Genomic DNA, 26,381 nt, shown 5'->3' on the forward strand with positions numbered 1-26,381 from the left:
GAGAGGTTGCGGCGATCCCCCTTCGCCACGTTTACGGGGTCCGAAGGACGGGTCGAGACCCATAGCTCGACCCGGTCGGTGCCGGCAGGCGGATGAGGGGCAGGCGTCGAGTGACACCGCAGGTTCGTCATCAAACTGAGGCTTGCCTCGGCGACTTCGATTATCAGGGAGACGGTTTGGATTGGATATTCTGGGCCTGAGCAATGAGGAATGGACGGCGATCCTGCTCAGCCTGCGCGTCTCGATCGTCGCGATGCTGGCGAGCCTGCCCTTCGGCATTCTCGTTGCCCTGCTCTTGGCCCGCGGCCGCTTCTGGGGCAAGACGGTGTTGAACGGCATCGTTCACCTACCGCTGATCCTGCCCCCCGTCGTAACCGGTTTCCTTCTTCTCATCCTTTTCGGCCGCCGCGGTCCGATCGGCAGCCTGCTCGACCAGCATTTCGGCATCGTCTTCTCCTTCCACTGGACGGGCGCCGCACTCGCCTGTGCCGTCATGGCCTTTCCGCTGATGGTGCGCAGCATCCGCCTGTCTATCGAAGCAGTCGACCGCAAGCTGGAGGAGGCGGCCGGAACGCTCGGTGCCGGCCCTGTCTGGATTTTCCTGACGATCACGCTGCCGCTGACGCTCCCCGGCATAATCGCCGGCATGATCCTCTCCTTCGCCAAGGCGATGGGGGAATTCGGCGCGACAATCACCTTCGTCTCCAATATTCCCGGCGAGACCCAGACCCTGTCGTCCGCAATCTACACCTTCACCCAGGTGCCGGGCGGCGATGCCGGCGCGCTGCGGCTGACGCTGGTCGCCATCGTCATTTCCATGGCTGCCGTGCTCGCCTCCGAATTACTCGCTCGTCTCGCCGGCCGAAGGATCGATCCGGAATGACCCTGATCGTTGAGGCAAAACAAAGGCTCGGTGACTTCGCGCTCGACGCCGCCTTCACCTCCGAAGGCGGTGTGACCGCATTGTTCGGCCGCTCCGGCTCCGGCAAAACCTCACTGATGCGCATCATTGCCGGTCTCGCCCGGCCGGATGAGGGCCGCGTCGTGCTTGACGGCGAGCGCCTCACCGAAACGACAGCTGGCATCTTCGTCCCGAAACACCGCCGCCGTTTCGGTTATGTCTTCCAGGAGGCGCGGCTGTTCCCGCATCTGAGCGTCCGCGCCAATCTTTCTTACGGCCGCTGGTTTGCCACAAAGGCGGCACACCGCGAGAGCTTCGATCATGTCATCGACCTGCTCGGCATCGAGCCGCTGTTGGGACGCAGCCCGGCAAAACTTTCCGGCGGCGAAAAGCAGCGGGTCGCGATCGGCCGTGCCCTTCTCTCCTCGCCGCGCCTGCTCCTGATGGACGAGCCGCTTGCCGCCCTCGACGAGGCGCGCAAGGCCGAGATCCTGCCCTATCTCGAGCGGTTGCGCGATGAGACCGAAATCCCGATCGTCTATGTCAGCCATGCGATCGCCGAGGTGGCGCGGCTGGCAAACCAGGTCGTCGTCATGCACGACGGCAAGGTGGAGGCGACAGGTCCCGCAGTCGACATATTGAGCCATCCCTCTGCGGCTTCCGACCGGAAAGAGGTGGGGGCGCTGCTCGAAGGCACGGTCGAGAGCTTCGATGCGCGCCACCGCCTGTCGATCGTCGCCCTGAAATCCAACCGGCTGCATATTCCCGGCACCGCCCTCGCACCAGGCAGACCGGTGCGCATCCGCATTCCTTCCCGCGATGTCATGCTGGCGACAGCAAGGCCCGAGGGCATGAGCGCGCTGAACATTCTTGAAGGCAAAATCGAAGACATGGCGCCGGACGACGACGGAACAGTCGAAATCCGGCTCGATTGCGACGGCGATACCGTTCTCTCCCGCATCACCGCGCTTTCCTGCGAGCGCCTCGATCTTCGGCGCGGCAAGATCGTCTTCGCCATCATCAAGACGGTTGCCCTGGAGAGCTGATCAGCCGTGCTCGCCAAGCGGCAGGTTGCGCTTGGCTTCGAGCCAGGCGAGATCCTCGGCAAGGCTCTCCCGCACCGTCTGTTCCATCCGGCGAAACCGCGCTAGCAATTCTTCGCCGAACGGCGTCAATGCCGCGCCGCCGCCCTTCTGGCCGCCGCGCTGCGGCTCCACCACCTGTTCTGAGAACATCCGGTTCATCTCGCTGACGAGCAGCCACGCGCGGCGATAGGACATGTTCATCGCCCGCCCGGCCGCCGAGATCGACCCGGTCGCGCGGATATGCTCCAGCAGCTCCATCTTGCCGTGACCGAGGCGGTGCTCATTCGGAAAGCTGATTCGCAGGACGGGAACAGGTGTTTTTACGGCTGAGTCGGTCATCGAATCGGAAAATCGAGGAATTTGCCGCACTTTACGCCGCGGTACGGAAACTGTACACCGACCGCACAAGCAGCCCCGGCGGCAACATTCTTCAATTCTGACACCAGATCGGATTTTCGGCGGCTCTGTACCTTAGCACGTCTTGAAACATTAATGGTTTGATGCCTATCTTAACCATGATCCGGTCTTAATCGGATCTCGTGTTGTGCATGGTTTGTCATTCCAGGAAAGGGAAAAAACTGACAACAGTACACGCCAAGGGAAAAACGCTCGCCGTTGTCCCGAAGAGTGCGGAACGTGGCGCCGATGCCGCTGCCCGCGCCTTAGAAGCCGTCCTCACCAGCCTTGAGGACTCCAAAGCTGAAGATATCGTCACGATCGACATTGCCGGAAAATCGGCGCTTGGAGACTACATGGTGGTCGTCTCCGGCCGCTCGAACAGGCACGTCCTGGCGATCTCGGATCACCTGCTCACCGATCTCAAGGACGAAGGCTTCGGTACGGCCCGCGTCGAAGGTCAGGAAGGCGGCGACTGGATCCTGATCGACACGGGTGACATCATTGTGCATGTGTTCCGTCCCGAAATCCGCGAGTTCTACAACATCGAAAAGATGTGGGCGGCTCCGGATATGGATGAAGAGACACGGCACTGACAGGCGGGCCGGCATCGCCCGGCGCCTGAGATGCGGCATTTGACTGGCCGGGAAACATGAGAAGCCGGCCGCGGTGTATCGTGTGCCTGAAATGCCGTCACGAGCAGGAGCGGGGAAATGCGAATTGGTCTTTTTGCGGTGGGACGGCTGAAGTCCGGCCCCGAAAAGGATCTTGTGGCCCGTTACCTCGATCGTTTTGCCAAGGCCGGCTCTGCTGTCGGCCTCGAATTCACCCGCGTTGCTGAAGTCGGTGAAAGCCGGGCCTCCAATGCGGAGACTCGAAAGCGAGAAGAGGCGGCGATGCTGCTGAAATCGCTGAGCGAGGGCAGCGTTCTCATCCTTCTCGATGAACGCGGCAAGGCGCTCGACAGTGAAGCCTTCGCCAAGCTGCTCGGAAACTACCGTGACCAGGGCATACGTGAGCTGACGATTGCAATCGGCGGAGCCGACGGCCTTGATCCCGGCCTTTACGACCGGGCCGACGCCACGCTTTGCCTGGGCAAGATGACCTGGCCGCATCAACTCGTGCGCACCCTGATCGCCGAGCAGCTCTACCGCGCCGTCACCATTTTGTCCGGCCACCCCTATCACCGCGTCTGACTATTCAGGCTAGTCCATTGCTCGGCTATGCGTCGCATTGTCACGCAGCCGTGTTTTGCGCAGGCAGGCTTTCTCCTGCAAACTTTCTGGCAAAGCGTGCCAAATCAGCTTAGTCTCCGCGCGATTTGAGAGAGTGCCCTGACACGCATGACGACAACTCCAACCAGGCGACACCGCATGATTTTGCCGGCACTTGCGGCCGGTTTCGGTGTTGCGGTCATCCTCGTCTCGACAAGCCCGTTTTCAGTTCTGGCCCAGGATGCCGCCCCGGAAGCGGCGCAATCTTCACACCCGCCGCCCGCCGAGGCACCGCCGCCCGATCCGGCCGCTGAACTTGCCGCCAGACGCGATCAGACCCGCGCCGAACTCGAAACCCTGTCGAAATCAATCAGCCTCTCCTCCGATAAGGTGAGCGAACTCCAGCAGAGTATCGCCAATCTGGAAAAGAGCACGCAGAGCATTCGCCAGGCGCTGATCGATTCCGCCGCCCGCCGCAAGCGGCTGGAAAAACAGATCCTTGAGAGCGAGAAGAAGCTTGCCGACCTCGGCGTCAAGGAGGATGGCATCCGCCGTTCCTTGCACGAACGCCGCGGCCTGCTGGCCGAGGTGCTGGCGGCACTCCAGCGCATGGGCCGCAATCCGCCGCCGGCTTTGCTCGTCACCCCGGACGACGCGCTCGCATCCGTGCGCAGCGCCATCCTGCTCGGCGCCGTCGTTCCCGGCATCCGCAAGGAAACCGACAAGCTCGCCGCCGATCTCGCAAGCCTGGCCGCGCTACAGACGGCAAGCGCCGCCGAGAAGAGCCAGCTGACGGCGACGATGACCGACAGCATCGAGGAAGAGCGGCGCATGGATCTGCTGCTTGCCGAAAACGACAAGCTCAGCCGCAGCAACGCCGCTGATCTGGAGGCCGAGAAGAAGCGGTCCGAGGAACTCGCGGGCAAGGCGACCAGCCTCGAAGGCCTCGTCGCCTCGATGGAATCCGAGATCGCCTCGGTACGCGAAGCGGCCGCCGCGGCCCGTCAGGCCGAGGAGAACCGCAAGCTCTTGACGGACGAGCAGCGGGCTCAGGCCAAGGCGCTGGCCGAGAGCGGCGTGCCCGATAAAAACCGCATTGCGCCCGCATATCCCTTCGCAGATTTGAGGGCGAAATTGGAACTGCCCGTGGCAGGCGATATCCTGCGCCAGTTCGGCGATGCCGATGGCACGGGGCATGAAGCCATGGGAATGACGGTCGCCACCAACCCGGAGACAGTGGTGACGGCCCCGGCAGACGGGCTGGTGGTTTTTGCCGGCGCTTTCCGCAGTTACGGTCAGATGATCATTCTCGACGCGGGCGACGGATACCACCTGGTTCTCTCGGGAATGGATACCATCAATACCCGTCAGGGAAAATTCGTTTTCTCTGGTGAACCGCTCGCCATGATGGGAGCGAAAAGAGTGGCGAGCGCAACTGCATTGGCGCTGGAAACGGACCGGCCAACGCTTTACATTGAATTTCGAAAAGACGGTAAACCGGTCGATTCCCGACCGTGGTGGACCGCCAAGGACACTGGAAAGGCACGCAATGATTCGTAGGGCTTCTCTTGTTCTGGTCGGCGCATTGATGGGTGCGACCGCGATGAGCGTCATTTATTCGGCAGGTGTGCCGGCAGAAGCAGCCGGATCCTCCACCTACAAGGAACTGTCGGTATTCGGCGATGTCTTCGAACGCGTGCGCGCGCAGTACGTCACGCCGCCGGCCGAAGACAAGCTGATCGAAAACGCCATCAACGGCATGCTGTCTTCGCTCGACCCGCATTCGAGCTACATGAATGCGAAGGACGCCGAAGATATGCGCACCCAGACGAAGGGTGAGTTCGGCGGTCTCGGCATCGAAGTCACGATGGAAGACGAGCTCGTCAAGGTCATCACGCCGATCGATGACACGCCCGCCGCCAAGGCCGGTGTTCTCGCCGGCGACTACATTTCCGAGATCGACGGGCAGTCCGTTCGCGGCCTGAAGCTGGAAGACGCCGTCGAGAAGATGCGCGGCGCCGTCAACACCCCAATCAAGCTGACGCTGATCCGCAAGGGCGCCGACAAGCCGATCGAGCTGACGATCGTCCGTGACGTTGTCGCGGTCCAGGCCGTCAAGTCGCGCGTCGAGGACGATGTCGGTTATCTCCGCATCATCTCCTTCACCGAAAAGACCTATCCCGACATGGAGAAGGCGATCAAGAAGATCAAGGACACCGTTCCGGCCGACAAGCTGAAGGGTTACGTCCTTGACCTGCGCCTCAATCCGGGCGGTCTGCTCGACCAGGCGATCAATGTCTCCGATGCCCTGCTGCAGCGTGGCGAGGTCGTTTCGACCCGCGGCCGCAATCCCGATGAAACCCGCCGCTTCAATGCCGGCCCGGGCGATCTGACGGACGGCAAGCCGGTTATTGTGCTGATCAACGGCGGTTCGGCGTCCGCATCGGAAATCGTCGCCGGCGCCCTTCAGGATCTTCGTCGCGCCACCGTTCTCGGCACCCGCTCCTTCGGCAAGGGTTCCGTCCAGACGATCATCCCGCTCGGCGAAAACGGCGCGCTACGCCTGACCACGGCGCTCTATTACACGCCGTCGGGGCGCTCGATCCAGGGCACCGGCATCACACCCGACATTAAGGTCGAGGAGCCGCTGCCGGAGGAACTTCAGGGCAAGATGGTGACGGAGGGTGAATCCAGCCTGCGCGGCCACATCAAGGGCCAGAGCGAAACCGACGAGGGTTCAGGCTCCGTTGCCTATGTGCCGCCAGACCCGAAGGACGACGTTCAGCTGAACTACGCGCTCGACCTGCTGCGCGGCAAGAAGACCGACCCGGCCTTCCCGCCGAACCCGGACAAGGCCGTCGTCGCCAAGTAATCGATCATTGCAAGGCCGGGCACTCGCCCGGCCTTGACCCTTTCTGCTGTTTCCCGGTTTGGAGCGGGCGAGAAAATTGGGAACGGACCTGCATGCGCCTTTGGGGCGCAACCGCAAAACCGGCAGTCGGCGGCCGGGAGTGCTGCGCCTCGGCCGCATTGCCGCCAGTCTATGCCTTTTCGCGATAGGCGGCTTCTCTCTCTATACGGCCTTTCGCGGCGACGGGCTCGAGCGCAAAAAAACGCCGGCAACCGAGCAAGCGGCAGCGCCCTCTTCCAGCACACCTCAACCAGCGCAGACGCCGGCCGGCCAGGCGGCGGATGGAATGCCACGCGCGCAACCGCGTTCGGGCGCCAATGTCGAGCAGATGGTTACCGGCGACGGCTCCGTCGTTACCAAATACAGCCCCCGTCCCCGCGACGGCAGCGGACCGGTATTGGTCGATGCCATGCAGGTCGGCCAGGATCCGCGCATGGCGGCGCTGCCGAACGAGACACTGCTCGAGGATTCGGCCTATGGCAGGCTGCCGATCGTCGGTCCCGACGGCCGACGGCCGATGGATCAGTATGCCCGCCCCTCGTCCGGCGCCCGCGGTGTGCGCATTGCCATTGTCGTCAGCGGCCTTGGGCTCAGCCAGACAGGAACGCAGCGCGCCATCGCCGAATTGCCCGAGGAGATCACGCTGGCCTTTGCCGCAAGCGGCAACAGCCTCCAGCGCTGGATGCAGGAGGCTCGCCGCGGCGGCCATGAAATCCTTCTTCAGGTGCCGCTTGAACCCTTTGATTATCCGGCCAATGATCCGGGCCCGGAGACCCTGCTGACCTCAAAGCCGATCGCCCGCAACATCGAGAACCTGCACAAGGCGATGGGCGAGATCACCAATTACACCGGTATCATGAACTATCTCGGCGGGCGTTTCCTTTCCGACCCTGCCGCCATGGAACCCGTGATGCGCGATATCGGCAAACGCGGCCTGCTCTTCCTCGACGACGGGACGTCGGCGCAGTCGAAGACGGCGGATGTCGCCAAGGGGACCGAACTGCCCTATGCCTTTGCCGATCTGCAGCTCGACGGCCAGCTTAATGTCGACGCCATCCTGAAGAAACTCGACGAGCTCGAACGCATCGCACGCAAAAACGGCCAGGCGATCGGCATCGCCTCGGCTTTTGACGAAAGCGTCGACGCCATTGCCAAGTGGAGCGAGGAGGCTTCGATGCGCGGCATCGAGATCGTCGGCGTCGCGGCGCTTTCCAACGACCCCAAAAACCCCTGAGATGATGTCTCAACGGAGAAGAAGATGAGCCAAGCGACCGTGAAAGCCGAGGATCTGCCCTATCGCCCATGCGTCGGCGTGATGATCCTGAACCGCGATGGCCTGGTCTGGGCCGGCCGACGCATCCCTGACGGCAATTCCGAATATGACGGCTCGCCGCAGCTCTGGCAGATGCCCCAGGGAGGCATCGACAAGGGCGAGGATCCCCTGGATGCCGCCTATCGCGAGCTCTATGAGGAAACCGGCATCAGGACGGTGACGCTGCTCGCCGAGGCAAGCGATTGGATCAATTACGATCTGCCGCCGACGCTGATCGGCATCGGACTGAAAGGAAAATTCCGCGGTCAGACGCAGCGCTGGTTCGCCTTCCGCTTCGAGGGCGACGAGAACGAGATCGCCATCAACCCGCCCCCCGGCGGCCACGATCCCGAATTCGATGCCTGGGAATGGAAGCCGATGCAGGAGCTACCTAGCCTGATCGTCCCCTTTAAACGCGCCGTCTATGACCAGGTGATCGCCGAATTCCAGCATCTGACAGCATTGAAATCGGAGGACTGATCAGACCGGGATGCTTCCGATTTGGGCGCGGCGAGCACGGGAGTGCCGGCCGCCCTGACGCGGCCGGCATCTGGTAGGAGCTTATTCGGCTTCGTCGGCGGAATCGGCGTTGAGCTGGCCGTATTTGCTTTCGCCGATTTTTTCGAGCAGATCGAGCTGCGTTTCGAGGAAGTCGATATGGCCTTCTTCATCGGCCAGCAGCTCTTCGAACAGCTTCATCGACACATAGTCGCCGGCGTCATAACAGATATCGCGCGACTTCTTGTAGGCCGTGCGGGCGTCGTACTCGCCGGCGAGGTCGGCCTCGAGGACTTCCTTGACGTTCTGGCCGATACGCAGAGGGGCCAAGGTCTGCAGATTGGGATGACCTTCGAGGAAGATGATGCGGGCGACAAGCCGGTCGGCATGATGCATCTCTTCGATGGACTCGGCGCGTTCCTTCTTGGCGAGTTTGGTGTAGCCCCAATCTTCGAGAAGACGATAGTGAACCCAATATTGGTTGACCGCACCGAGTTCGAGGAACAATGCCTCGTTAAGCCGCTCGATGACCTTTTTGTCGCCTTTCAATGTCCGCTCTCCTGTTTTCCTCATGGAACTGCTTCAAGCGCGACATGAAATCAAATATTTCGGCCTCCGTCGAGTGGCGACGGGCGTGATATTCCTCGGTCGTCTGGATGATGATGTCGACCACGTTGGGGAAGCAGCCGCAGCAACGGCCGCGTTTTTCCATGGCGTGGTAGACCTTCGCAGGCACGATAAGCTGCCAACAATCTTCGTCGAGAAGGTTGGTGATAACCTCCCGGATTTCCTTGTCGGTTATGTAATTGCAGCTGCAGACAAGCACGTCTTCATTTCCAAACATGACACTGACTATCGTGTTTTCTGCTAAAGAAGATGGTTGCTGTCAAGAAAAAATTCGAGTCCGCTTCCCTGCAAGGCACGTTAGGCGGAGCCTGTTGCAAATTTTCTAATATTCGCTTCGGAGGCGATGACATGCACGACAAAAGACGTGGAGATAAGTCAGGGCAGCGCGACGCGTTTCAATGAAAATTCCGGCCGCGTGGCATGACATCGGCGGTTTCCGCCACATCCGTATGCCGGCTTGCGGCAGCCGTCTCTCGCCCCATCCTCTTGCGCGCATCGCCAAGCTGCCGCTGGTCGCCGCCGGGCCGCAATACCTCGTCCGAGCGTTCGCAAGCGCCGAAACGGCAGGCCTCGCGCTGCAGGATACCAAGGGAAGGCGTCATGTCCTCGATATGCTCGACGACAGTATGAATCACGCCACTCTGGCTTTGCAGTTTTCCGAAGATCTTCACCAACCGCGCACCCATGACGACCGACCGGTATTTTTCGAAAATTTTCGGCCAGACAATCGCATTGGCAACGCCGGTTTCATCTTCCAGTGTCATGAAGATCACGCCGCTGGCCGATCCCGGTCGCTGCCGCACCAGCACCAGGCCGGCAATCGTCACCCGCTGCCCGTTCGCGACGCGCAGCAAGTCGACATTGCGTGTTACGCGAGCATTGCGCAAATCGTCGCGCAGGAAAGATACGGGGTGCGCCTTCAGCGACAGCGACAGGTAGCGATAATCTTCGATCACCTGCTCTCCCGGCAGCATATCCGGCAGCTTTGCCTGAGGTTCGGGCTGCAGATCGATATGGCGCACTTGCCCGAAAAGCGGCAGTTCCTCCGTTGCGCTCTTCACATCGAGAGCCCGTACCGCCCAAAGCGCCTCGCGACGCGATAGTCCGATGGATTGAAAGGCGTCCGCATCCGCCAGTCGCTCGATGACGGATTTCTGCAGCCCGGAACGCAGCCAGAGATCACGCACCGACGCGTAACCTCCTCCACGATTGTCGACGAGCAACTGCATATCGGTGGACGAAAGACCCTTGATCTGCCGCAGGCCGAGCCGTACCGCATGTCGTGTCCTGATGATTTCCCGCATTTCACGATGCCGAAAATCAATGGCCGTATGATCGAAGGCGGCCTCTTCCAGGGTACAATCCCAGTCCGACTGGTTGATATCGACCGGCAGGATTTTCACGCCATGCTCTCGTGCATCCCGTACCAGTTGGGCCGGCGCGTAGAATCCCATCGGCTGTGAATTCAGCAGCGCCGCACAGAAGACATCGGGATAATAGGCTTTGATCCACGAGGAGGCATAAACCAGCAGCGCGAAGGAGGCGGCGTGGCTTTCGGGGAATCCATACTCACCGAAACCCTTGATCTGATTGAAACATTGCTGCGCAAATTCTTTGGTGTAACGCTTGTTTGTCGTCATCCCCTCGATGAAACGCGTCTCGAAATTGCCGATCGTGCCGGTTCTTTTAAACGTTGCCATGGCGCGTCGAAGCCGGTCCGCCTCCGCTGGCGCAAAGCCTGCCGCAGTGATTGCAATCTGCATGGCTTGCTCCTGGAACAAAGGCACACCAAGAGTTCTTTCAAGAACCGTCTTCAGCTCCTCACTCGGATATTCGATCGGAATATTCCTTTTCGTCTGTTCCCGTCTTTTCAGATAGGGATGGACCATGTCGCCCTGGATCGGTCCCGGCCGGACGATCGCCACCTCGATGACAAGATCATAAAAGCGCCTGGGCTTCAGACGCGGCAGCATGCTCATCTGCGCCCGGCTTTCGATCTGGAAAACCCCGACCGTATCGGCGCGGCCCATCATGTCATAGACCGGCTCGCCTTCTTCTCCATGCTCCCTATTGCCGAGATCGGCGAGCGTCTTCTTGATCTCATAATGCAGTTCAAGCAGCGAGAAAGCTTTCCGCAGGCAGGTGAGCATGCCGAGCGCCAGAACATCCACCTTGAGAATCTTGACATTGTCGAGATCGTCCTTGTCCCACTCGATCATGTATCGATCCGGCATCGCCGTCTTCATGATCGGCACCACTTCGTCGAGCCGGTCCCGCGTGATGACGAAGCCACCGACATGCTGTGTGAGGTGACGCGGAAAACCGAGGAGTTCCGATGCATATTTCAGCACATTGCGCGTCACTGGATTTTTGATGTCGAGGCCAGCCGCCTTCGCATCCCGCTCCGAGAGATTGTCTTCCGACCAGCCCCAGACGAGACTGCTGATGGCCGACTGAACATCCTCCGACAGGCCGAAAGCCTTGGCGACTTCGCGGCCTGCCGAACGAGTGCGATAGCTGGTGACGGCTGCCGTCAGCCCGGCATGCGCGACGCCATACCTTCCATAAATATGCTGGATGACATCTTCACGCCTGTCATGCTCGAAATCGACATCGATATCAGGCGGCTCGTCCCGGTCCATCGAAATAAAGCGATCGAAGAGGAGCGTGCTCTTTTGAGGATCGACTTCGGTAATTTCAAGACAAAAGCAAATGACCGAATTCGCTGCCGACCCCCTCCCCTGGCAGAGCACACCAATCTGATAACGAGCGTGCTGGATGATCTTGTGAACCGTCAGAAAGTAGGAGGCATAATTCTTGTCGCCGATGAGTTTCAGCTCATACTCGATCTGCTGCGCCACTTTCTCGGGAATACCATCCGGATAACGTTTTGCCGCTCCTGCCCACGTCAGCCTTTTCAGAGTTTGCTGCGGGGTTTCGCCGGGATCGTTTTCCGCGGGATAATTATGTTTCAACTCGTTCAGGGAAAAGCTCAGCCCTGCGAAAAACACCTGCGTATTCTCGACCGCGTGAGGATAGTCCCGGAAAATCCTGGATACTTCACGTGCATCCTTGAGAAAGCGCTCGGCATTGGGCGCCAGAAGGAATCCGGCTTCCGAGATCTGCACATGTTCCCGGATCGCGATCACGATATCAGAAAGCGGCCGGCGATCGGGGTGATGGTAGAGCGGCTGATTGGTTGCAATCAAGGGCACACGGTTTCGGGCGGCCAGCATCGAAAACACCGCAAAGGCCTGCCGGTCCCGCCCGTCATAGGCTGGCGACAACGCCATGAAAAATCCCTTGCGGAACCGTTTGCGAAACCGCTCCAGATAGTCTTCAAGCACCGGCTGGCGGGCAGGATCGCTGATAAGGCTCCGGTCCGGAACGAGCGCGAGCATCATCTCGTCGCCCCATTCCATGAGCTCTGCTTCTGTCAGAATGCAGGCGCCCTTGACTGCCTCTTCTTTCAGATTGCCCGCGCTGAGGAGACGACAGAGATTCGCCCAGCCCTGCCGATTGCGGGGATAGGCGAGAATATCAGGCGTTTCATCGGAAAAGACGAGTCGGGCGCCCGGCTGAATCCGGATAGGATCGAGAATCTCTTCTCTTTTCCCTTCCTTCGCTGCCTGAGCCAAAATCGCATCTCTGTTTTTATATCTCTCCTCAAGCTGCTCGGCCTGCGCATGTGCCCTGACGACGCCGGCAACCGAATTGCGGTCCGCAATGCCGAGACCGCCGAGTCCGAGGTGAGCGGCCTGCACGACCATCTCCTCCGGGCTGGAGGCACCTTCGAGGAACGAGAAGTTCGTTCTCGTGCCGATTTCGAAGAATGCAGGCTCGGCCCTCATGCAAAGACCCCATGCATGAACCAGCGTGGATCGGGTTTTTCACCATAAAGACCCTGACGATAGATCCAGAAGCGGTGTCCAGACTCATCCTCTATTCTGAAATAATCGCGCGTCTGCGCATCATCCCCATCGATCCACCATTCCATGGCGACCCGTTCCGGTCCTTCACTTCTTGCTACCTGATGTTGTGTCCGCCGCCAGCGGAAAGTCTGCGGTGGACCGTCCGGCACTTCAGCAAATGCGACCTCAACGGGCTCCGGGTTTGCAAAGAGCCGCAGAGGGCGCTCCTCACGAAAAGGAAGCGCGCTGTCCTGCTTCACTTTCTGCAATGCCGGTAGGCTCTCCATGGCCGGTACCGTGATCACGGCCCGCTCCGGCACATGGCTTTCCCGAAGTTGAAAACTTTGCAGGCAATCCCGGCCAAGACGGGCCGAAACGCGGTCGACGAAGGTTGAAAGAGAGATTTCATCCTGCCGGTCACCTTCAAAATCGCCCTGCATGTCGTTGAACGGGTCATGCCGCAGCACATTCAGGCGCAAGATCTCGAAACCATAGCCGGCATCGATATCGTCATAAATCGCATGCAGCCGTTCGGAAAATAACCCTGCAACGAGCTTCGGCTCGCGAAGCGGCCGCGAAGCACCGACGGAAATGCGGAAAACCCTGCCGTCGACACGAAACAGCACTAGCTCGAACACCCGCCCGCCGGCACCGCGCGCTTCCAGCGACGGCTTCAGCGACACGGCAACCCGCCCGGTGACGGCAAGGATCTGTTCTTCCGTTCCGATCGGCTCGATCAGACGACGTTCGGACGAAAGACTGGCGACGGGACGCCGGGGCGAGATCGGCTCCTCCTCGCGGCCCAGCGCCTGGTCGAGCCGCAGAAGCAGCGCCTGGCCAAAACGGCGGGTGAGCGGCGCCCGCGGCGCATGAATGACATCGCCGACATATTTGAGCCCGAGCTTTTTCAAAGCCTCGACGATCTGTTCTTCCAGGCGCAAGGCCGCGACAGGCAGCGGCATCAAAACATGTTCCGTCTCCTCGTCTTCCACGATGCCGCCGTTTCCGAAACGGGAGACAGCCCAGGAAAGGCCCGGCGTCGATGAGACCGCACCTCGTGCATCGAGCCCCATATGGAAGAGCCGCGACAGTATATCCTTGAGAAGAGCTCTTTCCCCGCCGAAGAGGTGAGCGCAACCGGTAATGTCAAGTAGCAGCCCATCCCTGCCATCGAACGCCACCATCGGCGTATAACGGTCGCACCAGTCGGCAATGGCTTCCAGAAGCCGGCGGTCGGCCGCAGGATCTTCTTCCATGACATCGAGCGCCGGATACATGGCGCGCGCTTCGGCAACGCCTTGATCCTTCCGCAATCCCAACCTCTCGGCGAATTCGTCCAGCGCCGTCAAACGCATGGCGTTGTTGAGCTTGCCGCAACAGACGAGCGGCGGTTCTTCAGGACGCCCTTTCGAACGCCAGGAAAGCCCCCAGCGCTTGCGTGCGATGCGATCTGTGGCCAGATGCGGGAAGCTGAGCGCCAGAATGCGCTGATTTTTCGCCTGGAGACCGAGTGAAGCTTGGTTTGTCGACGGCAAGAAATTCGCGTTCATGGGGGCTCCACTCCAGAAGGAAGGAGAATGGAGCCGGATGTCGGCTCTTCTCCAGCGTGAGACGGAAAATCGGGTTACCGATACTGCCGGCTAACTTCGATCCGTCCGGTAACGGCCGCAGATTCGACGGCGCCGGCTCGACCCGAAGGCGCAAAGCAGCACTGCTCGCTTCCTCCGCGCCGGCTTGACGGATGAGGAAAAGCGGACGGCGGGCGGCACGCGCCCTGAGGCTAAGCCGACGGCTTTCGGTCAGACCGAAATGCAGAGGATTGCCACGCACCTCCATGACGACGGCAGAGAAGGCTGCGCTTTCAACGGCAGCTTCCGCAAGCCAGAGCGCATCCTCCAGCTTGCGCGGCGCGGCATGGAAAAATCGCTCCGGCTTCAATCCGAAATCCTTAAGCCCTGGGGCATAAGGCCGGCCTGCTTCCAGCGCGCCAACCGCATCGCCGATCCAGAGCAGCGGCAGAGACCTCCCGGCATCTTCCTCTTGTTTCTGCATCCACGTCACAACAGCCATAGCCAGGCCGCTTGCCGCCCCAGCATCGCGGGAACTTGCAGCGCGAAATTCAATGATCGCGTCGAGCGGCAGGCCGCCTTCCATCGCCTCGTCGAGCGGTGACACGCCAATTGGCAGGCGAAGCCCGAGGTCGTTTCGTTCCTGAATCTCTCCGGTCTTTTCCGAAGCTATGGCTTCTCGCTCCGCTGCCGCAAGCGCCGGCGCAGGCTTTCCTTCTAGCTTGGCGATGGTTTCGCGGAGCGCAAAAAGCCGCTCGCGCGCCAGGGCGTTCTGCGCCATGGCGTTTACTCCGTCCGTCTTGTTCCTGTTATGTTCTTATGGATTCCAGAGAGCTGAAGAAGAGTCAACAATCATTTTTTATGAATTTATTCCTGCCTTTGATTCCGCACTCGAAAATCGGCGGCAAAGGTTCTATATGGGCCCGCAAAGGAAGGAATATTCATGGCCCGCGTAGACCAGAGCGATGATTGGCAGGACCGCCATGCGCCGACGATCAGCACCTTCGAGTCGCTGGCCATGGAGGCTTACAGCCATCTACCGGATGAATTCCGCCAGCTTACGACCAATCTCACCATCGAGATTGAGGATTTCCCCGATGACGACGTTTTCGAGGATATGGCGCTGGAAACGCCTTTCGACCTGCTCGGCCTTTTCGAAGGCAGGGGAATTTCGGAGCGTTTCACCGTGGAAACCGGCGAAATGCCGAACCGCATTCGCCTCTACCGTCGCCCCATCCTCGACTATTGGGCCGAGAACGACGAGACGCTCGGCGATATCATCACTCACGTCCTGATCCACGAGATCGGCCACCATTTCGGGCTGAGCGATGAGGATATGGAGCGGATCGAGGCCAGCGCCGAGGAAGCCGCCGAGCGCTGAAACCGTGCGTTCGGCAGAACGCGCTATTGCTCGGAGAGCTTCATCTCCGGATCGTAATCCTTGCCTTCGACAGTCTTGACGACGGCCTGGCCGCATTGCATCGCGCCGGTTGCGGCATTGAAGGCATAGGTCGGCGAGCCCTCCAGAGACCAGCCCTTGTTGAGGGCGGCGGTGACCTTGTGGCAGAAGGAAGCGTCGTCGGGACCGGTCAGGAAGCGGTAGAGTTTCATCAGGCGGGCTTTCTTGCAGAAATCAGGCGGGCTTTATGAACCAGAGCTTCGGCCTGGACAAGATGCAGCCGCTCAATCATGCGGCCGTTCGCATTGATGACGTTGAGGCCTTGGGCGGCCGGATCGGCAAAGGCTGATATGATTGCCTGCGCTTCGGCAATCTCTTCCGCACTCGGACCGAAATGCCGGTTGGCGGCCGCAATCTGCGCGGGATGGATCAGCATCTTGCCGGAAAAACCCATAGCGCGACCCTGCCCGCATTCGACGTCGAAACCTTCGCCATCCCGGAAATCGTTGAAAACGCTGTCGAGCGCATCAAGCCCATAAGCCTTGACCGCGAGAATGACCTGCATCAGCCAGGGCACGAGAAAGCTTCGCCCCGGCTGCGGCAGGACGCCGGTTTCCTTGCGCAGGTCGTTGAGGCCGACGACGAGGCAATCGAGCCGCGCCCCCAGCATGCGGCCGGTTTCGGCGATCGCCCCGACGTTCAGCACGCCGCGCGGCGTTTCGATCATTGCCCAGATGCGCAGCTCCTCTGGCACCTGTGCATCGGCCAGCAGATCGCCAATATCGATGACATCCTGGGATCCATCCACTTTCGGCAGGAGAACGGCGTCGGGCAAAAGCGCCTTGACCAGCTCGAGATCCGCCGCCCCGAATCCGGATGACAAAGAATTGATACGAATGATCCTTTCCTTGCCCTCGAGCGGCTGTCCGCCAAAAAAAGCATGCAGATTTTCCCGCGCTTGGCCCTTGCTTTCGGGCGCGACGGAGTCCTCCAGGTCGAAAATAACCGCATCACAATCAAGGGAGCGGCTCTTTTCGAGCGCCCGCAGATTGATGGCCGGCACACTCAGCACCGAGCGGCGCAGACTTGAGGAACGCAGAGGTGTGGTTTGCTTCATCAGCCATTAGTGCCAAGCTTCGCAAAGCCCGGCAAGACAACAAAAAGCCATGCTTGCCTTGCAGAGAGGAAAAGGAAGGACCACATTCCTTTCTGTAGAAAGGTTTCAAACCCATGCAGAACATTCGCTCCATCTTCTTCATGCTGGCCGGCGCCACCTTCTTTGTCGCCATGCTGCTTCTCACCTTCTCGGTGACGCTTGCCGTCGGCGGCATCCTGACCGTGTTCATGGTCGGACGCGCGCTTTCGATGAAGATGAAGCCCGCTCCGGTGCGCGCCAAGGCAAACAACGGCAAGCCGGAGATGCGCGTCTGGAACGACGGCCGCGGCACGATCATCGATCTCTGAGATCCTGCTTTCAAAAATATTGGCCGACACTGTCGGATCATGCTTCCGTGATACGTCTTTGAAGCAGCCGGGCATTCAGCCGGCGCTCAAAAACGATGGAGGACGAGCATGGATACGATGGAAGACAAACCGGCCAAGCTGCCGCCGGTGAAGAATGGCCTGCTGCCCTACCTGACCGTCGATGGTGCGGTGAAGGCCGCGGAATTCTACAAGAAGGCCTTCGGCGCCGAAGAGGCCCACAGGGTACCGGTCGATGAAAGCGGCCGGACGATGCATATTCATCTCTATATCAATGGCAGCTCCCTCATGCTGGCGGATGCCTATCCCGAATACGGCCATCCCTTCAAAGGCCATGAAGGTTTTGCCATCCAGCTTGTTATCAACGATATCGATTTCTGGTGGGATCGTGCGGTGGCCGCCGGCGCCGAAGTCGTCATGCCGGTCGAACTGATGTTCTGGGGCGATCGCTACGGCCAGCTTCGCGATCCGTTCGGCGTCCTCTGGGGCTTGAACGCGCCTGCCAAGTAACAGGCCTCGCACCGCCCCCAGGCCACGCGAACGTCGCGTGGCCGCCATTTTAGAAAGATTCTCCTTCATTTCGGCGAAAAACTGGACTAGATGCACATTCAGGAAAGTACGTTTTGCTGAAATGGAGCATAGGTCATGGATAAATTCGTGAAGCTCACGGGCGTTGCAGCGCCCCTGCCGGTCGTCAACATCGACACCGACATGATCATCCCGAAGGACTATCTGAAGACCATTAAGCGCACCGGTCTCGGCAAGGGCCTTTTCGCCGAAGCCCGCTATAATGAAGACGGCTCCGAAAATCCCGATTTCGTGCTGAACAAGCCGGCCTATCGCGATGCCAAGATCCTTGTCGCCGGCGACAATTTCGGCTGCGGTTCCTCGCGCGAGCACGCTCCCTGGGCACTGCTCGATTTCGGCATTCGCTGCGTGATCTCCACCAGCTTTGCCGATATTTTCTACAACAACTGCTTCAAGAACGGCATCCTGCCGATCAAGGTCAGCCAGGAAGATCTCGACAAGCTGATGGACGACGCCTCGCGCGGCTCGAACGCTATCCTGACGATCGATCTTGAAAACCTCGAGATCACCGGCCCCGATGGCGGCTCCATCAAGTTCGATCTCGACGAGTTCAAGCGCCATTGCCTGCTGAACGGCCTCGACGATATCGGCCTGACCCTGGAAAAGGGCAAGGCGATTGACGAATTCGAAAAGAAGAACGCCGCGTCGCATCCCTGGGCGGCTTGACCCCTGACGGGTTGTCTGCCGATCAGGCCGGGCTTTCGCGCGGCTTAGCTTGCTGACAAACTCGCTACTTCGTCTCGACCCGGACTCCGCTCGCGGCAAGAGGGCTCGCAATGCCGAGAGCGGGCGAGGAACGGAGATGGCGCGGCATTTCCTCTTCTCCCCAGCGGGGAGAAGGTGCCGGCAGGCGGATGAGGGGGCCACACGGCATCACCCCTCCGGTCAGAACCTATCTGCCACGTCTGACGGCAGCGCCTTGTCTCTAGATATTGCCGAGGTAGGCGCCAATACGGCCGAAACCGGCATGAGCGCTATGGAAAGGCCGATTCCGCCGGCCCCCTCATCCGCCCTACGGGCACCTTCTCCCCGAGGGGAGAAGAGGGAATCGAGAGGCCACAGCTCAGAGAAACTTCTCCTTCCAAAGCCTCAGCTTTTCGAGCGACACGCCGATGCCACCGCAGACTTCGATCAGTGGATTGTCAAAGCGCTGAAGCAGCCCGGCATGCACATCGGCAATGGCAAGGGCGGCACCGCAGGCCGGCTCCACGAGGATGCGATGCGCATCGGCAAATTTCAGGCAGGCGGCGACGGCATCGGCGTCGCTGACGACAACGCTTTCGATCGGATGCTGCTTCGGTAGATCGAAGACATGCTGCGCCACCTGCCGTGCACCGAGCGACGTGGCAATCGAGGTGATGGCGGGAAGGGTAACGCGCTCGTTTGCCTTGAGGCTTGCGTGAAGTGACGCCGCCCCTTCGGTTTCAACTGCGATGACGGGGACACCGGAAAGGCCGTTCCGCTTCAGCCCTTCGACAATGCCGGCCAGCAGCCCGCCGCCGCCGACGCTGGTGACGACGCAATCGAATGTCGCACCCTTCGCAACGACCTCATCGATCAGCGTGGCATGACCATCCCACAGAAGCGGATGGTCAAAAGGGTGCACATAGGTCGCCTTGCGGCTGCGGGCGAGTTCGACCGCGTGGGCATTGGCTTCGTCGAAAACGCCTCCGTGGACGAGGACACTTGCGCCGATTGCGGCAATCGACTGCCGAACATCGGCCGCCGTCGTCTCCGGCACGACGATCGTGACCGGCACGCCGAGCGCCCGGCCGGCATAGGCCGCGGCAATGCCGGCATTGCCGCCGGAGGCGCAGAAGATCTCGCGCGCACCATCTTTCACCTCCTGCTGGCACAGCCGGCCGACGCCGCGCAGCTTGAAGCTGCCGGAAGGCTGCAGCGCATCGAGCTTCAGCCAGAGCGGTTTGCCGCTGGCGCTATAGCCGGCGGATGTCCGAAGCAGGGGCGTGTCGAGATGGAGGGGTGCTGAAGCCATGCAAACATCCAAGAGATAAGTGAGACGACGGTTCTAATCCGTTTGCCGGCACAGGAGCAACCTTCCTGACCTACAGGCCCACGCTTTCAGACGCGCAAGGGACGCTGTTATGCTTTCAATCTCTGAATCGGCCGAAAAATCGGGCCGACGCAGAGGATTGAAGCGTACTGATTCAACCCTTCTCTCGCTTGAAATGCCTATTTCCGGGGTCTAAGAAGCCGCAACTTGTTTTTCCAGGAGGGTTTCATGACTGCGCGCAATCTTTTCCTGCTGCCGGGTGACGGCATCGGTCCCGAGGCGATGGGCGAGGTCCGCAAGATCATCGCCTATATGAACGAGGCGATGAATGCCGGTTTCGTAACCGACGAAGGCCTTGTCGGCGGTTGCGCTTACGATGCCCATGGCGCGGCGATCTCGGAAGCCGACATGCAGAAGGCGCTTGCCGCCGACGCCGTTCTCTTCGGCGCGGTCGGTGGTCCCAGATGGGATAGCGTACCTTACGAAGTGCGCCCGGAAGCAGGCCTGCTCCGCCTGCGCAAGGACCTGCAGCTCTTCGCCAACCTGCGTCCCGCCATCTGCTATCCGGCGCTTGCCTCGGCCTCGTCGCTGAAGCCGGAACTGGTCGAAGGCCTCGACATCCTGATCATCCGCGAGCTGACGGGCGGCGTCTATTTCGGCGAACCGAAGGAGATCATCGACCTCGGCAACGGCCAGAAGCGTGGCATCGACACGCAGGTCTACGATACCTACGAGATCGAGCGCATCGCCGGCGTCGCCTTCGAAATGGCCCGCACAAGGCAGAACCGCGTCTGCTCCATGGAAAAGCGCAACGTCATGAAGTCGGGCGTGCTCTGGAACCAGGTGGTGACCGAAACGCATAAGGCGAAATATTCCGACGTCGAGCTCGAACATATGCTGGCCGATGCCGGCGGCATGCAGCTGGTGCGTCAGCCCAAGCAGTTCGACGTCATCGTCACCGACAATCTCTTCGGCGACATGCTTTCAGACGTCGCCGCCATGCTGACCGGTTCCCTCGGCATGCTGCCCTCGGCCTCGCTCGGCGCGCCGGATGGTAAGACCGGCAAGCGCAAGGCGCTCTATGAACCGGTGCACGGCTCGGCCCCCGACATCGCCGGCAAGGGCATTGCCAACCCGATTGCCATGATCGCCTCCTTCGCCATGTGCCTGCGTTATTCCTTCAATATGGTCAAGGAAGCCGATGACCTGGAAAAGGCGATCGCCAACGTGCTCGACAAGGGCATCCGCACCGGCGACATCATGGCCGACGGCTGCCGGCAGGTCGGCACGGTCGAGATGGGCGATGCAATCCTCGCCGAATTCAAGGCGCTTTCGGCCTGATATATTTCACGTGAAACAGCTCCCGCCCTTCGCATCACGCATGCGGGGGGCTTTCAGAGATAGACAAAACCCGCCGGACTCGATCGAATTAGCCGAAACGGACTATCCTCTGCCACAATCTCGTGTATTTTTGCGCCGGATTTCACCTCCGCATATTTTGGAAGTTGGAAACGATTTCCGGTCTATGCGCCAGTTCAAAGTGAAAGAGCGCCTGCCGCACGCACGGCACTCGAAGGCTAATTCGAACGGACGACGGCATGCGGGCATTTTGGGCTTCCCTGGACAGGCGCTGGCGCCGGAGCGACGCTGCGATGCCGCCTTTGCGCTGGCAGGCTTGTCTCTTCATCACGATCAACGCCGTCATCCTTTCCATGTTGCTCTTCGATGCCCCGATTGGCGCGAGCAAGCCTCCCGCGCCGGTGAAGCAAATTGGCGAGCTTCTGACCGGTTTCGGTGATTCCGCCTGGCTGATCTACACCAGCATCCTGCTCTTCTTTCAGGGCAGGGCAGGCTACAAGCTGTTGAAGGCGGCGCGCTCCAGGGCACAGGCGCTTTATGTCAGCTGGATCGGCGCCTACCTTTTCACTACGGTCGTCTGCTCCGGGCTTCTCGCCAACCTCCTGAAACGGGCGATTGGAAGGGCGCGTCCCGACCACTTCCACGATTACGGCATGTTTTCTTTCACGCCTTTTTCAGGTCATGCCGCTTTCGAAAGTTTTCCCTCCGGCCATTCCACCACGGTCGGCGCCTTCTTTGCCGCTTTTGCGCTTCTGTTTCCGCGTTACCGCATTCTCTTCATCGCCTTCGCCATCTGGCTTGCCATGACGCGCGTCATGGTCGGTGCGCACTATCCGAGCGACGTTATCGCCGGTCTTGCTTTCGGCGGCTGGTTCTCACTGCTGACGGCGATCGTCTATGCCCGTTGTGGCCTGCTCTTCAAACTGGCGCCGGACGGCTGGCCGCTCGCCAAGCACCTGTTCCCCGACGCGAAAAAGCCCGGCGCCTTGTGAGCGCCGGGCCCTTTTTCGAGCATGTCAGACGCGGACGCGTCATCAATCCATGGCGTGGATATCCCTGTTCTTCGTTTCCGGCAGGAAGATCAGGCCGATCACCAGCGTGATCGCCGCAAAGACGATCGGGTACCAGAGACCGTAATAGATATCACCCGCGGCAGCGCTCATGGCGAAGGCCGTCGCTGGCAGCAGGCCGCCGAACCAGCCGTTGCCGATATGATAGGGCAGCGACATGCCGGTGTAGCGGATGCGGGTCGGGAAGAGTTCGACCAGAAGGGCCGCGATCGGGCCATAGACCATCGTCACATAGATGACGAGGACGAAGAGGATGGCAATCGTGCCGACCCAGTTGACGCGGGCGGGATCGGCGACCATGGCGAAGGCGCCGCCATTGGCGATGTTGTAGACTGCCATGTCAGTGACGCCATTGGCCTCGTCGGCCGTCAGCAGCTTGCCTTCGAGCAGCTTGGCTGCCGGCATGGTTTCTTTGTCGCCGGCGCGCACCGCATCGGCAGTGAGCGCCAGTTCAGGATTAGCGGCGATAAAGGCATCGAGCTTGCTATCCGGCACCTTGGCGGCGGCTCGCTTCAGCGGATAGCCGGCATCATGGAGCGCAATGTTGACGCCCTTTTCGAAGGCGGCGGTCATGCCCTTCGCCTTGTCGCCGGCGGCAACGACGTCGAAGCTGGTAATCGTGCTGTTACCGACCTTCACCGTCGCCGGTTGTCCGGCGGGACCCGGCACGACGTCATATGGCACCGAGTTCTTCGTCAGAAATGCTGTCGCCACGTCGCATGAGCTGGTGAATTTCGACGTACCCGTCGGGTTGAACTGGAATTTGCAATCCGCCGGATCGGCCGTGACCGTTGCGCGGATCGACGCCTGCGCTTCGGCAAGCGCGGGATTCGCCATCCAGGTCATTGCCTTGAACAGCGGCTGATAGGTCACTGCTGCAAGTAGGAGGCCTGCCATGATGATCGGCTTGCGGCCGATCTTGTCGGAAAGACCGCCGAAAATGACAAAGAATGGCGTGCCGAGGAAGAGCGCAATAGCGACCATGACATTGGCCGAAAACAGATCGACCTTCAGCACGTTCTGCAAGAAGAACAGCGCATAGAACTGGCCACCGTACCAGACGACTGCCTGGCCCATGGTGGCGCCGAGAAGGGCGATGAGCGCGATCTTGGCATTCTTCCATTGCCCGAAGGCTTCGGTCAGCGGCGCTTTGGAGCCCTTGCCTTCTGCCTTCATGCGCTGGAACGCCGGCGATTCATTCATCTTCAGACGGATCCAGACGGAAATGCCGAGCAGCACGACCGAGACCAGGAACGGAATGCGCCAGCCCCAGGCTGCGAATTGAACCGGACCCATCAGCGACTGGACCAGGATGATGACGATCAGCGACAGGAACAGGCCGAGCGTCGCCGTCGTCTGGATCCATGAGGTGAAGTAGCCGCGCCGTCCGTTCGGCGCATGTTCGGCGACATAGGTTGCAGCACCACCATATTCACCGCCGAGCGCCAGACCCTGGAGCAGGCGAAGACCGATAAGAATGATCGGGGCTGCGATGCCGATGCTGGCCGCACCCGGCAGGATACCGACGAGGAAGGTCGACATACCCATGATCAGGATCGTCACCAGGAAGGTGTATTTTCGGCCGACGAGATCACCGAGACGGCCGAAAACCAGCGCGCCGAACGGACGCACCAGGAAGCCGGCGGCAAAGGCGAGCAGCGTAAAGATATTGCGCGTCGCCTCAGGATATTGGGTGAAGTAGGTCGCACCGATATAGGTAGCGAGCGAACCGTAAAGATAGAAATCATACCATTCGAAAACGGTGCCGAGCGAAGAGGCGAAGATGACCTTCTTCTCCTCGCCCGTCATCGGACCGGCCTTCGCGCCGTCGATGCTTGTGACATTTGCCATTGTCTGTCCTCCACAGAGTGATGAGCAACGGGCGCGGCCGACTCTCCTCAAAGCATACCCCGGGCCGCGACACGCCTGACGAGAGTGTGCCAGAAAAGACAGGCCGCAAAGAGAGATGCTTTGGGATTATGACTTTAGTCTAACGAGGCCGTCCCATCACTCGCATCGGAGCGTTGCTCAGCCCTCCTGCCGGGCGATGGCATTTGGCGGCGGGACGGTTCAACCCCTGTTAAGCCCTCAGCGCCTGCGCCGGCGATTGCCGGTAGGCAAGCACCGCCGGCAATGCGGCGAGAATACCGGCAAAGGCGAGCAACACCCCCGTAAGCTCGGCATCTTCCCGGGCGAAGCCAACCGGCATGGCGATGCCGCTGGTCTGCGAGAGCATGCCGGCCAAGGTCAGTGCCGCGGCGAAACCGAGCGCAAATCCAAGTGCTATGCCGACTGCCACCAGAAAGAAGAATTCCAGGAAGACGATGCCGAAGATCGCGCCGCGCGGGGCGCCGAAGGCTCTGAGCGCGCCGATCTGGCGGCGGCGCTGGCCGATATGAATGACCGTGACCAGGACCAGTGAGGCCGCGACAAGAGCCTGTGCGCCGGAAGCGACCACAACAAGGATCTGCTTGGCGTCGCCCAGCGTGGCGTAAAGATTTGTCAGCACCTCGCCGGGGAAGACGGCGATGGTATTGCCGTTGCGATAATCCCGTCGAAGCTTATAGGCATCGGCGATCGTTTTCGGCTTGACGAGGATGGCCGGAAGGCCTGGAGCATCTGTGGCCCAGGTCTCCTTCAGCACGGCTTCCGGATCGAGCTTTCCATGATGATCGTGCGCGTCACGATCGGCGCCTGCATGATCATGATCGTGTCCGTCCTCTTCGGCGTCTCCCGCATGCTCCTCCGCCTCCAGCCCGTGAATGTGCCAGACTGCCTGAATAGGAACGAGAATCGCCCGGTCCCAGGCAGTATCCGTCGGCCGCAGGCGACCGACGACATGATAAGCGAGTTCGGTGTGGGTCTCGCCCCCTTCTTCCGCCGAACCGTGCATCGGCTTGATTTCATCGCCGAGCGAAAGCCTGACCGCGGAGCCGATCACTGCCTCTCCTTCGTGGGTGAAAGCCTTGCCTTCGGCAAGATCGCCGGACAGCTTGTTCGACATCTTTGTTGTCGTACCGACGATCGGGTAGCTGGAGAAGAAATCGCCAAAGCCGATCGGCGCCGCCCAGTCGACCCGGGGGTCGGCGGCAAGTTTTGCCAGCACCTCGCCCGGCATCAGCGGCAGGGGCGAGGGCTGCAGGAAGACGGAGGAGAGCACGAGTTGTGTCTCGCTGCCGCCGGCGCCGATGACGAGGTCGAACTTATCGGCGGCGCGCGCGCTGCCGAGGCGAAGCGCCCGCTCCTGCAGCACCACGGAGACGCCGAGCGCGGTCGCAAGCGCCACCAGGAGCACGACAACCAGTGATCCCGCCCACAGGCGGCGAAGATCGGCACAAATGAAGCGGATCATGCAGCCTCCCCCGCAGCGGCAATGGAATCCTCGCTGATCCGGCCGGAACTGAGCGTGATATGCCGGTCGAGACGGCCGGCGAGCCGCTGGTCGTGGGAAACGACGATCAGCGTGCTGCCTTCGGCATTGGCAAGATCGAGGAGGAGATCGCCGACGGCCTCACCGCTTTCTGCGTCAAGACTCGCGGTCGGCTCATCGGCAATGATGACACCGGGCTTGCGCAACAGCGCGCGGGCGATCGCCACGCGCTGCATCTCGCCGCGCGACATGCTCTCGATCTTCTGGCCGGGCCGGGACAGGTTGACCGTGCTCAAAAGCACATGCGCCCGCTCGATGACGGCGGCCGTCGCGGCGCCGGCAAGCCGGGCAGGCAGAAGCACGTTTTCGAGTGCCGACAGGCCGGGGAAAAGGTGGAATTCCTGCATGATCAGGCCGATATTGACGGCGCGGAACCGGTCGCGCCGGCTTTCCGAAAAAGCGGCGATATCCTCACCGTTCCAGCGGATATGGCCCTGCCGCGTCCGCTCAAGACCCGTGACGACATTGACGAAGGTGCTCTTGCCGGAGCCTGATGCTCCCGTGATAGCGACCCTGCTGCCGGCCTCGACCGACAGGCGGCCGATTGCCAGCGCCGGCGAGCTGAGGCCCGGAAAGGTGACATCAAGGTTTTCGATATCGAGTGCGAGCATGTCGG

At 60.7% G+C, this 26,381-nt stretch carries 25 protein-coding genes and 1 pseudogene; 14 read left to right on the forward strand and 12 right to left on the reverse strand.

The genetic code is table 11. The features are described from left to right. The first annotated feature begins 181 nt into the window (after positions 1 to 181). A complete protein-coding gene (gene modB, locus NXC14_RS21570) occupies positions 182 to 883 on the forward strand; it encodes a molybdate ABC transporter permease subunit (RefSeq protein WP_085779860.1) in 702 nt (233 codons plus the stop codon). Then, a complete protein-coding gene (modC, locus tag NXC14_RS21575; protein ID WP_085779861.1) occupies positions 880 to 1,947 on the forward strand; it encodes a molybdenum ABC transporter ATP-binding protein in 1,068 nt (355 codons plus the stop codon). The genes modB and modC overlap by 4 nt, the downstream gene beginning before the upstream one ends. On the opposite strand, the gene NXC14_RS21580 is transcribed toward modC, so the two are convergent. Further along, complete coding sequence (locus NXC14_RS21580; RefSeq protein WP_085779862.1) at positions 1,948 to 2,325, reverse strand: winged helix-turn-helix domain-containing protein; 378 nt, start codon at positions 2,323 to 2,325, stop codon at positions 1,948 to 1,950. Positions 2,326 to 2,534: 209 nt separating this feature from the next. Between NXC14_RS21580 and rsfS the strand changes: the two genes are divergently transcribed. The 6 genes from rsfS to NXC14_RS21610 all read left to right on the forward strand — a co-directional run bounded on the left by rsfS (position 2,535) and on the right by NXC14_RS21610 (position 8,299). Then, positions 2,535 to 2,978 (forward strand): ribosome silencing factor, encoded by a 444-nt coding sequence (gene rsfS, locus NXC14_RS21585; RefSeq protein WP_085779863.1) that lies wholly within the window; start codon positions 2,535 to 2,537, stop codon positions 2,976 to 2,978. A gap of 117 nt (positions 2,979 to 3,095) precedes the next feature. Next, the gene (gene rlmH, locus NXC14_RS21590) at positions 3,096 to 3,578 is read left to right on the forward strand and encodes a 23S rRNA (pseudouridine(1915)-N(3))-methyltransferase RlmH (protein WP_085779864.1); all 483 of its coding nucleotides are present in this window, start codon (positions 3,096 to 3,098) and stop codon (positions 3,576 to 3,578) included. Positions 3,579 to 3,755: 177 nt separating this feature from the next. Further along, positions 3,756 to 5,156, forward strand: a complete 1,401-nt coding sequence (locus tag NXC14_RS21595; RefSeq protein WP_085779865.1) for a murein hydrolase activator EnvC — start codon at positions 3,756 to 3,758, stop codon at positions 5,154 to 5,156. Then, a complete protein-coding gene (locus tag NXC14_RS21600) occupies positions 5,146 to 6,468 on the forward strand; it encodes a S41 family peptidase (protein WP_003543943.1) in 1,323 nt (440 codons plus the stop codon). Before NXC14_RS21595 ends, NXC14_RS21600 begins: the two co-directional genes overlap by 11 nt. A 76-nt stretch (positions 6,469 to 6,544) precedes the next feature. Then, on the forward strand, positions 6,545 to 7,741 hold the full coding sequence (locus tag NXC14_RS21605; protein ID WP_085779866.1) for a divergent polysaccharide deacetylase family protein: 1,197 nt from the start codon (positions 6,545 to 6,547) through the stop codon (positions 7,739 to 7,741). Between the two features lie 24 nt (positions 7,742 to 7,765). After that, a complete protein-coding gene (locus NXC14_RS21610) occupies positions 7,766 to 8,299 on the forward strand; it encodes an RNA pyrophosphohydrolase (RefSeq protein ID WP_085779867.1) in 534 nt (177 codons plus the stop codon). Between the two features lie 81 nt (positions 8,300 to 8,380). Here the strand turns inward: NXC14_RS21610 and bfr are convergent, their stop codons facing one another. From bfr to NXC14_RS33465, 5 genes and pseudogenes are all read right to left on the reverse strand, one after another. After that, positions 8,381 to 8,866, reverse strand: coding sequence for a bacterioferritin (gene bfr, locus NXC14_RS21615; protein ID WP_064805736.1), 486 nt, complete (start codon positions 8,864 to 8,866; stop codon positions 8,381 to 8,383). Next, a pseudogene (locus NXC14_RS21620) lies at positions 8,832 to 9,240 on the reverse strand ((2Fe-2S)-binding protein). Before NXC14_RS21620 ends, bfr begins: the two are co-directional and overlap by 35 nt. Positions 9,241 to 9,339: 99 nt before the next feature. Further along, positions 9,340 to 12,795, reverse strand: coding sequence for an error-prone DNA polymerase (locus NXC14_RS21625; protein WP_085779868.1), 3,456 nt, complete (start codon positions 12,793 to 12,795; stop codon positions 9,340 to 9,342). Further along, a complete protein-coding gene (locus NXC14_RS21630) occupies positions 12,792 to 14,210 on the reverse strand; it encodes a DNA polymerase Y family protein (protein ID WP_245362171.1) in 1,419 nt (472 codons plus the stop codon). Before NXC14_RS21630 ends, NXC14_RS21625 begins: the two co-directional genes overlap by 4 nt. Positions 14,211 to 14,250: 40 nt before the next feature. Further along, positions 14,251 to 15,204: a hypothetical protein gene (locus tag NXC14_RS33465; RefSeq protein WP_245362116.1), complete on the reverse strand. Its 954-nt coding sequence runs from the start codon at positions 15,202 to 15,204 to the stop codon at positions 14,251 to 14,253. Positions 15,205 to 15,366: 162 nt separating this feature from the next. Between NXC14_RS33465 and NXC14_RS21640 the strand changes: the two genes are divergently transcribed. Further along, on the forward strand, positions 15,367 to 15,804 hold the full coding sequence (locus tag NXC14_RS21640) for a metallopeptidase family protein (protein ID WP_085779871.1): 438 nt from the start codon (positions 15,367 to 15,369) through the stop codon (positions 15,802 to 15,804). 23 nt (positions 15,805 to 15,827) lie between these two features. Here the strand turns inward: NXC14_RS21640 and NXC14_RS21645 are convergent, their stop codons facing one another. Continuing rightward, on the reverse strand, positions 15,828 to 16,034 hold the full coding sequence (locus NXC14_RS21645; protein WP_009996762.1) for a DUF1737 domain-containing protein: 207 nt from the start codon (positions 16,032 to 16,034) through the stop codon (positions 15,828 to 15,830). After that, a complete protein-coding gene (locus NXC14_RS21650) occupies positions 16,034 to 16,939 on the reverse strand; it encodes a CoA ester lyase (RefSeq protein ID WP_085779872.1) in 906 nt (301 codons plus the stop codon). The genes NXC14_RS21645 and NXC14_RS21650 overlap by 1 nt, the downstream gene beginning before the upstream one ends. 113 nt (positions 16,940 to 17,052) lie before the next feature. Between NXC14_RS21650 and NXC14_RS21655 the strand changes: the two genes are divergently transcribed. The 3 genes from NXC14_RS21655 (at position 17,053) to leuD (ending at position 18,558) form a co-directional block, all read left to right on the forward strand. Further along, the gene (locus NXC14_RS21655) at positions 17,053 to 17,286 is read left to right on the forward strand and encodes a hypothetical protein (RefSeq protein WP_085779873.1); all 234 of its coding nucleotides are present in this window, start codon (positions 17,053 to 17,055) and stop codon (positions 17,284 to 17,286) included. A gap of 108 nt (positions 17,287 to 17,394) precedes the next feature. Next, a complete protein-coding gene (locus tag NXC14_RS21660; protein WP_085779874.1) occupies positions 17,395 to 17,814 on the forward strand; it encodes a glyoxalase/bleomycin resistance/extradiol dioxygenase family protein in 420 nt (139 codons plus the stop codon). Positions 17,815 to 17,949: 135 nt separating this feature from the next. After that, positions 17,950 to 18,558 carry a 3-isopropylmalate dehydratase small subunit gene (gene leuD, locus NXC14_RS21665; protein WP_085779875.1) on the forward strand — a complete coding sequence of 203 codons (609 nt, stop codon included), beginning with the start codon at positions 17,950 to 17,952 and terminating at the stop codon, positions 18,556 to 18,558. A 397-nt stretch (positions 18,559 to 18,955) separates the two neighbouring features. Here the strand turns inward: leuD and NXC14_RS21670 are convergent, their stop codons facing one another. After that, complete coding sequence (locus NXC14_RS21670; protein WP_085779876.1) at positions 18,956 to 19,888, reverse strand: pyridoxal-phosphate dependent enzyme; 933 nt, start codon at positions 19,886 to 19,888, stop codon at positions 18,956 to 18,958. Between the two features lie 246 nt (positions 19,889 to 20,134). On the opposite strand from NXC14_RS21670, the gene leuB reads away from it, so the two are divergent. Next, positions 20,135 to 21,247, forward strand: a complete 1,113-nt coding sequence (gene leuB, locus NXC14_RS21675) for a 3-isopropylmalate dehydrogenase (protein WP_085779877.1) — start codon at positions 20,135 to 20,137, stop codon at positions 21,245 to 21,247. Between the two features lie 257 nt (positions 21,248 to 21,504). After that, a complete protein-coding gene (gene lpxE / locus NXC14_RS21680; protein ID WP_198175484.1) occupies positions 21,505 to 22,257 on the forward strand; it encodes a lipid A 1-phosphatase LpxE in 753 nt (250 codons plus the stop codon). Between the two features lie 42 nt (positions 22,258 to 22,299). Here lpxE and NXC14_RS21685 read toward each other — a convergent pair whose 3' ends face one another. The 3 genes from NXC14_RS21685 to NXC14_RS21695 all read right to left on the reverse strand — a co-directional run bounded on the left by NXC14_RS21685 (position 22,300) and on the right by NXC14_RS21695 (position 26,376). Beyond that, positions 22,300 to 24,186 carry an MFS transporter gene (locus NXC14_RS21685; protein WP_085779879.1) on the reverse strand — a complete coding sequence of 629 codons (1,887 nt, stop codon included), beginning with the start codon at positions 24,184 to 24,186 and terminating at the stop codon, positions 22,300 to 22,302. Between the two features lie 229 nt (positions 24,187 to 24,415). Beyond that, the gene (locus tag NXC14_RS21690; protein WP_085779880.1) at positions 24,416 to 25,687 is read right to left on the reverse strand and encodes an FtsX-like permease family protein; all 1,272 of its coding nucleotides are present in this window, start codon (positions 25,685 to 25,687) and stop codon (positions 24,416 to 24,418) included. Continuing rightward, positions 25,684 to 26,376 carry an ATP-binding cassette domain-containing protein gene (locus tag NXC14_RS21695; protein ID WP_085779881.1) on the reverse strand — a complete coding sequence of 231 codons (693 nt, stop codon included), beginning with the start codon at positions 26,374 to 26,376 and terminating at the stop codon, positions 25,684 to 25,686. The genes NXC14_RS21690 and NXC14_RS21695 overlap by 4 nt, the downstream gene beginning before the upstream one ends. Between the last annotated feature and the right edge of the window lie 5 nt (positions 26,377 to 26,381).

The sequence above is a fragment of the Rhizobium sp. NXC14 genome (assembly GCF_002117485.1).
Classification (GTDB): domain Bacteria; phylum Pseudomonadota; class Alphaproteobacteria; order Rhizobiales; family Rhizobiaceae; genus Rhizobium.

What these genes read in the sequence shown, in the direction of transcription:
- NXC14_RS21660 (WP_085779874.1), top strand. Translation starts at nt 17,395, where the DNA reads ATGGATACGATGGAAGACAAACCGGCCAAGCTGCCGCCGGTGAAGAAT.
- leuD (WP_085779875.1), top strand. Translation starts at nt 17,950, where the DNA reads ATGGATAAATTCGTGAAGCTCACGGGCGTTGCAGCGCCCCTGCCGGTC.
- NXC14_RS21595 (WP_085779865.1), top strand. Translation starts at nt 3,756, where the DNA reads ATGATTTTGCCGGCACTTGCGGCCGGTTTCGGTGTTGCGGTCATCCTC.
- NXC14_RS21640 (WP_085779871.1), top strand. Translation starts at nt 15,367, where the DNA reads ATGGCCCGCGTAGACCAGAGCGATGATTGGCAGGACCGCCATGCGCCG.
- NXC14_RS33465 (WP_245362116.1), bottom strand. Translation starts at nt 15,204, where the DNA reads ATGGCGCAGAACGCCCTGGCGCGCGAGCGGCTTTTTGCGCTCCGCGAA.
- leuB (WP_085779877.1), top strand. Translation starts at nt 20,135, where the DNA reads ATGACTGCGCGCAATCTTTTCCTGCTGCCGGGTGACGGCATCGGTCCC.
- NXC14_RS21650 (WP_085779872.1), bottom strand. Translation starts at nt 16,939, where the DNA reads ATGAAGCAAACCACACCTCTGCGTTCCTCAAGTCTGCGCCGCTCGGTG.
- NXC14_RS21685 (WP_085779879.1), bottom strand. Translation starts at nt 24,186, where the DNA reads ATGGCAAATGTCACAAGCATCGACGGCGCGAAGGCCGGTCCGATGACG.
- lpxE (WP_198175484.1), top strand. Translation starts at nt 21,505, where the DNA reads ATGCGGGCATTTTGGGCTTCCCTGGACAGGCGCTGGCGCCGGAGCGAC.
- NXC14_RS21645 (WP_009996762.1), bottom strand. Translation starts at nt 16,034, where the DNA reads ATGAAACTCTACCGCTTCCTGACCGGTCCCGACGACGCTTCCTTCTGC.
- NXC14_RS21600 (WP_003543943.1), top strand. Translation starts at nt 5,146, where the DNA reads ATGATTCGTAGGGCTTCTCTTGTTCTGGTCGGCGCATTGATGGGTGCG.
- rlmH (WP_085779864.1), top strand. Translation starts at nt 3,096, where the DNA reads ATGCGAATTGGTCTTTTTGCGGTGGGACGGCTGAAGTCCGGCCCCGAA.
- NXC14_RS21610 (WP_085779867.1), top strand. Translation starts at nt 7,766, where the DNA reads ATGAGCCAAGCGACCGTGAAAGCCGAGGATCTGCCCTATCGCCCATGC.
- NXC14_RS21630 (WP_245362171.1), bottom strand. Translation starts at nt 14,210, where the DNA reads ATGCGTTTGACGGCGCTGGACGAATTCGCCGAGAGGTTGGGATTGCGG.
- modC (WP_085779861.1), top strand. Translation starts at nt 880, where the DNA reads ATGACCCTGATCGTTGAGGCAAAACAAAGGCTCGGTGACTTCGCGCTC.
- NXC14_RS21580 (WP_085779862.1), bottom strand. Translation starts at nt 2,325, where the DNA reads ATGACCGACTCAGCCGTAAAAACACCTGTTCCCGTCCTGCGAATCAGC.
- NXC14_RS21695 (WP_085779881.1), bottom strand. Translation starts at nt 26,376, where the DNA reads ATGCTCGCACTCGATATCGAAAACCTTGATGTCACCTTTCCGGGCCTC.
- rsfS (WP_085779863.1), top strand. Translation starts at nt 2,535, where the DNA reads ATGGTTTGTCATTCCAGGAAAGGGAAAAAACTGACAACAGTACACGCC.
- NXC14_RS21625 (WP_085779868.1), bottom strand. Translation starts at nt 12,795, where the DNA reads ATGAGGGCCGAGCCTGCATTCTTCGAAATCGGCACGAGAACGAACTTC.
- NXC14_RS21655 (WP_085779873.1), top strand. Translation starts at nt 17,053, where the DNA reads ATGCAGAACATTCGCTCCATCTTCTTCATGCTGGCCGGCGCCACCTTC.
- NXC14_RS21690 (WP_085779880.1), bottom strand. Translation starts at nt 25,687, where the DNA reads ATGATCCGCTTCATTTGTGCCGATCTTCGCCGCCTGTGGGCGGGATCA.
- NXC14_RS21670 (WP_085779876.1), bottom strand. Translation starts at nt 19,888, where the DNA reads ATGGCTTCAGCACCCCTCCATCTCGACACGCCCCTGCTTCGGACATCC.